Origin of the sequence: Olsenella uli (assembly GCF_901212675.1) — a bacterium.
In the GTDB taxonomy this organism is placed as follows: domain Bacteria; phylum Actinomycetota; class Coriobacteriia; order Coriobacteriales; family Atopobiaceae; genus Parolsenella; species Parolsenella uli_B.
In genome coordinates this window covers 1-7,096 of record NZ_CAAKOQ010000047.1, presented here as the reverse complement: position 1 = coordinate 7,096, position 7,096 = coordinate 1, and the positions used below count along the sequence as shown (strand labels likewise).

The following is a 7,096-nucleotide window of genomic DNA, read 5'->3' as shown; positions in this document are numbered from 1 at the left end:
TTTGAATATTCAAATCCGACCAAAGCGCACAGTGCTGGCGACGGGTTGGGAAGATGCTATTCAAATCCGTTCAAAATGCACCCCCGCGGCCGAGATGCCATGACACCCTTCCGTATGATTTGTCACATCTGGCCAGCAGGCGGCGCGGACACGGAGCCTTGGGCTGATCAAGCTGAAGGAATGTGGAGCGTGATGAGCCTCGGATCAGTCGTTGCTTTGGCATCGTGGCCCGGCAGCGGCCTGCTCGTCCCCGTTCCTCGTCCAGCCCTACGAAACCCTCAGAACAACGCGCGTGAGTGCCGCGGCCGGTGCCGTATACTCTAAGAGTTGCGCGGCCGAGCCCGTGCACGCCTTAAGAAAGCACCAAGAGAGGGAGTCTTCATGCCGGCAACAGTACTGGTGGGAACCCAGTGGGGCGACGAGGGTAAGGGCAAGGTCACCGACCTCGTCTCCGGCGATTTCGACTGCGTCTGCCGTTACCAGGGCGGTGCCAACGCGGGCCACACGGTGGTCGCAAATGGCCACAAGCTGGCCCTTCACCAGATCCCATCCGGCGTCATGTACCCGGGCGCGCTCTCGGTCATCGGCAACGGCTGCATCGTCGACCCCTCCGTCATGCTCGAGGAGCTCGACACGCTCCAGGGCCAGGGCATTACCTGCGAGGGCCTGCGCGTCTCGGGCAATGCCCACATCGTCATGCCCTACCACAAGGACCTCGACGGCGCCCACGAGAAGCACCTCGGCAAGAACCTCATCGGCACCACCAAGCGCGGCGTCGGCCCCTGCTACATGGACAAGATGAACCGCACTGGCCTGCGCGTGCAGGACATGCTCGATGAGAAGATCTTCCGCCAGAAGCTCGAGGCGGCGCTCGCCTACACCAACCCCATCCTCGAGAAGGTCTACGAGCTGCCCACCTACACCGTCGAGCAGATCTGCGAGACCTACCTGCCCTACGCCGAGCGCATTAAGCCCTACATCGTCGAGAGCTCCAAGCTGCTCAATGAGCTGCTCGCCGAGCGCAAGAACATCCTGTTCGAGGGCGCTCAGGCTACGATGCTCGATATTGACCACGGCACCTACCCGTTCGTGACCTCCTCTAACTGCACAGCCGGCGGCGCCGTGACCGGCTCGGGCGTTGGCCCTACTAACATCCAGCGCGTCCTTGGCGTGGCCAAGGCCTACCTCACGCGCGTGGGCTCGGGCCCGTTCCCCACGGAGCTCTCCGAGGAGGACGGCGTGGGCAAGTTCCTGCTCGAGAAGGGCCACGAGTACGGCGTGACCACCGGCCGCAAGCGCCGTTGCGGCTGGTACGACGCCGTGGGGGGCAACTACGCCGCCCGCGTGAACGGCCTCACCGACCTGGCCATCACCAAGCTTGACGTGCTGGGCGGCCTCGACACCATCAAGATCTGCACCGCCTACGAGTGCGACGGCGTCGAGTACACCACCGTCCCCGAGCACCAGAGCGTCTTCTACCACGCCAAGCCCAAGTTCATCGAGGTGCCTGGCTGGAAGGAGGACATCTCTGGCTGCCGCAACTTCTACGACCTGCCGCGCGAGGCCAAGGACTACATCGACCTCATCGAGCAGCTCAGCGGCGTGCGCGTGTCGCTCATCGCCGTGGGCCCCGACCGCGAGCAGACGATCAACCGTCACTGGGACTAGCGCGACGCGGGCGGGTCTGGCCAAGCGGCCGGGCCCGCCCTTTTTCGACTTGTTGGGAGCCAGGCCGGCGCGGGCTCGCTGCGCGCTGGCAGGAGGGGGCACCATGCAGCACCAATTTGAGATCCTCACGGACAGCACCTGCGACATCCCGCTCGCCGAGCTTGACGAGCTCAAGGTCGAGATGGTTCCGCTCCACGTGTTCGTGGCGGGCGGCTCGTACCACGACATGGTCGACATCACGTCCGAGCAGTTCTACGACAAGATGGCCTCGACCGACGAGCTACCGCACAGCTCGCAGCCCTCGCCCACGGCCTTCCTCGACGCGTACAACAAGATGGCCGACGATGGCGCGCCCGCGGTGCTCTCCATCCACATCGCCACGGCGCTCTCCGGCACGGCCAACTCGGCCGAGATCGCGGCCAAGGACGCCAAGGTGCCGGTGCACGTGTGGGACAGTCGCACGGCCACCGTGGTGCATGGCATGATGGTCAAGGAGGCCTGCCGCATGCGCGACGCGGGCGAGTCGCTCGAGGCCACCGTGGCGCACCTCGACGAGCTCTCCGGCAAGTCCACGCTCGTGTTCGTGCCCGACACGCTCGAGAACATCGTGAAGAACGGCCGCTGCTCGCGCGCCAAGGGTCTCATGAGTTCGCTGCTCAATATCAAGGCCGTGCTGAGTGTCCAGCCCGACGGCTCGCTCGAGCCGGTGGGCAAGGGCCGTGGCACCGAGCGCGCTCTCGAGTCGCTCACCAAGGTGGTCGAGGGCCGCTATGGCAAGGGTGCCGAGCTCACGGCTACGCTGCTCACCGTGCGCAACCAGGCGGGTGTGGACGAGATGATCAATATCCTCGAGAAGCACGGCTTTGTGCTGCACGTCATGGGCACCTGCAACGCCGGCCCCGTCATCGCCACCCACACCGGCGCCGGGCTCATCGGCCTGGGCTGCGTCCCCACCTCCGCCCTCTACGCCTAACGGTGCAATTGGTGCAGTTGGGGACGTGTTCGTTCTGCACCATTTGAACGTGCAATTGGGGACGGGTCCCATTTGCACCATTCCGCAGCGGGGCGTGCAGAACGAAAAATGGTGCAAAACAAACACGTCCCCAATTGCACAACCAAGAAGGGAGCTCTCATGAGCGAATCCGAGAAGGTCGACATCCTGCTTCTGGGCGCGGGCGGCCGCGAGCACGCCCTGCTACGCAAGCTCGTCGAAAGCTCGCGCGCCGGCAAGCTCTGGGCTGCGCCCGGCAACGGCGGCATCCTCGCCGAGGCAACCCTCGCCGAGGGCCTCGACCAGGACGACCCCGTCGCCGTGGCAGACTTCGCTACGACGCACGGTATCGGTCTCGTGGTCATCGGCCCGGAGGCCCCGCTCGTCGAGGGCGTGGGCGACGCGGTGCGCGCCGCCGGCATCGCCTGCTTTGGTCCCAACGGCGACGCCGCGCAGATGGAGGGCTCCAAGCTCTTCGCCAAGCAGGTCATGGAGCGCGCCGGCGTTCCCACGGCCTGCTACCAGAGCTTCACCAAGGCCGGGCCCGCCGAGGCCTACGTGCGCGAGCTCGATGGCCCCTGCGTCGTCAAGGCTGACGGTCTGGCCGCTGGCAAGGGCGTCATCGTGGCCCAGACCACCGAGCAGGCCCTCGCCGGCGTGCGCGAGTGCTTCTCGGGCACCTTTGGCGAGGCAGGCAAGACCGTCGTGGTCGAGGAGATGCTCAAGGGCCCGGAGTGCTCGCTGCTGGCCCTTACCGACGGCAAGACGGTGCTGCCGCTGGCCAGCGCCCAGGACCACAAGCGCGCCCTCGAGGGCGACCTCGGTCCCAACACGGGCGGTATGGGCGTCTACTCGCCGGTGCCCTTCGTGACGCCCGAGGAGCACGAGGCCATGGTCGACATCGAGCGCCGCGTGGTGGCACAGCTCGCGGCCGACGGCATCACCTACTCCGGCTGTCTCTACGGCGGCTTCATGCTCACCAAGGACGGCCCCAAGGTGCTCGAGTTCAACGCCCGCTTCGGCGACCCCGAGACCCAGGTGGTGCTCCCCCGCATGGACTGCGACCTCGTGGACGTGTTCCTGCGCTGCGACAACGGCACGCTCGACGGCGCGCAGGTGCGCTGGGAGGACGACTTTGCCGTCTCGGTGGTGCTCACGAGCACGGGCTACCCCGGTCGCTACGAGAAGGGCAAGGTCATCACGGGCATCGAGGACGCCGAGAGGCTCCCGGGCGTCACGGTCTACCACGCGGGCACCAAGCTCGTGGGCGGCGAGCTCGTGACCAACGGCGGTCGCGTGCTCAACGTCACGGCGGTGGCCGACACCTTCCAGGGCGCGCGCGAGCAGGCCTACAAGGCCGCCGAGCTCATCGACTTCGAGGGCAAGACGCTGCGCCACGACATCGGCGCCCGTGCCCTGCGCGGCCGTGAGGCCTGGGAGGTCTAGCGCCCGGGGAGGGTTGGCGGCCGAGGAGGGCGAGCTGGCCGAGAAGAGCGAGAGCCGGCCGGCTTTGCCGTCATTCGCGGCGGCCAGGCCAAGCTGACGGCGCGAGACGGGTATCTTCAGTCTTGCAACGAGGTTCTGCGGCGACGGGCTGTCGGAGGTGCCCCCGGGCTACCTGGCGACGGCCCGTCCTCGCTGATGCTTACGGAGGGTTGATCGATCATGGCAAAGGATGAGAAGGAGCGGGCGCTGGGCGATGTCCTCGACGCCACGGCGGCCTTCACGTTTGACGGGGACCGCTCCCAGCACGACCACGAGAGTGGCGAGCCACAGCGGCGCGACTTCGTGCGCGGCGACGACGACCCGAGGGACGCCGCCCTGGCCGAGCACCCGCTCTCCGAGGACACGGCCTGGACGGGCCGCATCTTCTCGGTGAGCCGCCTGCACGTGAAGCTGCCCGACGGCCGCGAGGCCATCCGCGACGTGGTGCGCCACCCGGGTGCCGTCGCCATCGTGGCACTCACCGATGACGGGCGCATCTGCCTCGTGCGCCAGTACCGCATGGCGCTCGGCCGCGTGACGGTGGAGATTCCGGCCGGCAAGCTCGACCCGGGCGAGGACCCGCTGCACTGCGCGAACCGCGAGCTCAAGGAGGAGACGGGCTTCGTCGCCAAGAAGATGGCCTATCTCACCACCATCGCGAGCTCGGCCGGGTTCTCCGACGAGCTCATCCACCTCTACATGGCCACGGGTCTGGAGTTCGACAAGTCCGACCCGGATGCGGACGAGTTCATCAACGTGGACCTCGTGGACCTGTCCGAGCTGATCGATGCCGTGCTCGATGGCCGTGTGGAGGACGCCAAGACCGTTGTGGGCGCCTTGGCCTGCGACGCCGTTGCCCGCCGCCTCACCCCCGACGCCCCCAGCGCCGAGGCCTAGCCGCGACGTCCCGCCTCGCCACCGTCACCGCTGTCACATTTCCTTCCGTATGATTTGTCACATCGCCTCCGACGAAATGTGACAAATCATACGGAAGGAAATGTGACAGCCCAGCTCAGCCCCCAACCCTGACCAACCCTGCCCGAAGAGCGACCAAGAATCGAAGCCCATGCCCTCTGCATCCTCTGCAACTCACACCGGCGTGCCCACCCGCGGCACGTCTCGCCCGCACCTCAACGGCCACCTCTACCGCGAGTTCCTCTCGTACTACCGCTCGCAGTGGCACCTCTTCGCCATCGACTCGGTGGCCGCCCTCGTCATGACGGCTGTCGACCTGGCATTTCCCATCATCCTGCGCCAGCTCGCCGGCGGCCTGTTTACCGAGGGCCCGGTGGCCATCCTCGCCTCGCTCGGCACCATCTGCGTGGGCCTCGTGGTGATGTACGCCGTGCGCTACCTCTGCCGCTTCTTCGTGGGCTACTGGGGCCACGTCATGGGCGCGCGCATGGAGAGCCGCATGCGCCAGGACCTCTTCGACCAGTACGAGCGCTTCAGCTTCTCGTACTTCGACCGCCACAACACCGGCGACCTCATGAGCCGCGTGGTCTCCGACCTCTTCGACATCTGCGAGGCCGCGCACCACGGCCCGGAGTACGCCATCATCTGCGGCGTCAAGATCGTGGGGTCGTTCGCGATTCTGGCCACCATCAACTGGAAGCTCTCGGCGGCGCTGGCCGCGATCACGCTCGTGCTGTGGGTCTACAACGCCCACGCCAACCAGCGCATGCGCGCCGTCTTCATGGAGAACCGCACGCGCATCGCGGGCATAAACTCGCAGCTCGAGGACTCTCTGGGCGGCGTGCGCGTGGTCAAGAGCTTCGCCAACGAGGACGTGGAACGCGCCAAGTTCGCCAAGTCCAACGAGGCCTACCTCGCGAGCAAGGCCAAGATGTACCACGTCATGGGCAGCTACCAGGCCATGATCGCGGCGCTCATGGGCCTCTTGTTCACCGTGGTCATCGTCTACGGCGGCTACCTCGTGGCAATGGACGAGATGAACCCGGCCGACCTCGCCACCTACGCGCTCTACATCACCACGTTCACGGCCGCCATCGAGCAGCTTCTCAACTTCACCGAGACGTTCCAGAAGGCCGAGGCGGGCTTCCGCCGCTTCGACGAGATCCTCGCCACCAAGCCCGACGTGCTGGACGCGCCCGGTGCCCCCGACCTGCAGGTGAGCGAGGGTCACGTGGTGTACAAGGACGTGCGCTTCTCGTACGACGGCGAGCACGACGTGATTCGCGGTCTTGACCTTGACATCCGCCCGGGCGAGACCATCGCGCTCGTGGGTCCCAGCGGCGGCGGCAAGTCGACTACCTGCAGTTTATTGCCGCGCTTCTATGACGTGCGGGAAGGCTCGATCGAGATTGACGGGCAGGACGTGCGCGATGTCACGCAGGAGAGCCTGCGCGAGGCGATTGGCCTCGTGCAGCAGGACGTCTACCTCTTCGACGGTACCATCGGCGAGAACATCGCATACGGACGTCCCGACGCCACGTTCGAGGAGATCGTGGAGGCGGCCCGGCTCGCCAACATCGACGGCTTCATCGAGAGCCTGCCGGCGGGCTACGAGACCGAGGTGGGCGAGCGCGGCGCGCGTCTCTCCGGCGGCCAGAAGCAGCGTATCGCCATCGCGCGCGTGTTCCTCAAGGACCCCAAGATCCTCGTGCTGGACGAGGCCACGAGCGCGCTCGACAATGAGAGCGAGCACGCGGTGCAGGAGTCGCTTGCCCGCCTGGCGCGCGGGCGCACCACGCTCGTGATCGCGCATCGTCTCTCGACCATCAAGGACGCCGACGAGATCGTGACCATTGAGGGCGGCCGGGCCGTGGAGCGTGGCACCCACGACGAGCTGCTTGCCGCGGGCGGCACCTACGCAAGCTACTACCGCATGCAGTTCGGCGGCTCCCGGGCGTAGGGCGTGGTGGCGACCGGTTGCTGGCAACCGGCCGCCACGTTACCCTCGGCTGTCACATTTCCTTCCGTATGATTTGT

5 protein-coding genes are annotated in these 7,096 nt (G+C 66.6%); all 5 read left to right on the top strand.

Annotated elements, in window-relative coordinates:
- Positions 1 to 381 precede the first annotated feature (381 nt).
- Positions 382 to 1,668 (top strand): adenylosuccinate synthase, encoded by a 1,287-nt coding sequence (locus tag EFAMC1_RS08025; protein WP_154053777.1) that lies wholly within the window; start codon positions 382 to 384, stop codon positions 1,666 to 1,668.
- Between the two features lie 103 nt (positions 1,669 to 1,771).
- Positions 1,772 to 2,641: a DegV family protein gene (locus EFAMC1_RS08020; protein WP_154053776.1), complete on the top strand. Its 870-nt coding sequence runs from the start codon at positions 1,772 to 1,774 to the stop codon at positions 2,639 to 2,641.
- Between the two features lie 159 nt (positions 2,642 to 2,800).
- On the top strand, positions 2,801 to 4,105 hold the full coding sequence (purD, locus tag EFAMC1_RS08015; protein ID WP_154053775.1) for a phosphoribosylamine--glycine ligase: 1,305 nt from the start codon (positions 2,801 to 2,803) through the stop codon (positions 4,103 to 4,105).
- A 219-nt stretch (positions 4,106 to 4,324) separates the two neighbouring features.
- Positions 4,325 to 5,041 (top strand): NUDIX domain-containing protein, encoded by a 717-nt coding sequence (locus tag EFAMC1_RS08010; RefSeq protein WP_154053774.1) that lies wholly within the window; start codon positions 4,325 to 4,327, stop codon positions 5,039 to 5,041.
- A gap of 169 nt (positions 5,042 to 5,210) precedes the next feature.
- Entirely contained in the window at positions 5,211 to 7,019 is a 1,809-nt protein-coding gene (locus EFAMC1_RS08005) for an ABC transporter ATP-binding protein (RefSeq protein ID WP_154053773.1), read from the top strand.
- The last annotated feature ends 77 nt before the right edge of the window (positions 7,020 to 7,096 follow it).

Bases quoted from the DNA above. Each gene is read 5' to 3' on its own strand.
- EFAMC1_RS08005 (WP_154053773.1), top strand. From the start codon at position 5,211: ATGCCCTCTGCATCCTCTGCAACTCACACCGGCGTGCCCACCCGCGGC.
- EFAMC1_RS08020 (WP_154053776.1), top strand. From the start codon at position 1,772: ATGCAGCACCAATTTGAGATCCTCACGGACAGCACCTGCGACATCCCG.
- EFAMC1_RS08010 (WP_154053774.1), top strand. From the start codon at position 4,325: ATGGCAAAGGATGAGAAGGAGCGGGCGCTGGGCGATGTCCTCGACGCC.
- purD (WP_154053775.1), top strand. From the start codon at position 2,801: ATGAGCGAATCCGAGAAGGTCGACATCCTGCTTCTGGGCGCGGGCGGC.
- EFAMC1_RS08025 (WP_154053777.1), top strand. From the start codon at position 382: ATGCCGGCAACAGTACTGGTGGGAACCCAGTGGGGCGACGAGGGTAAG.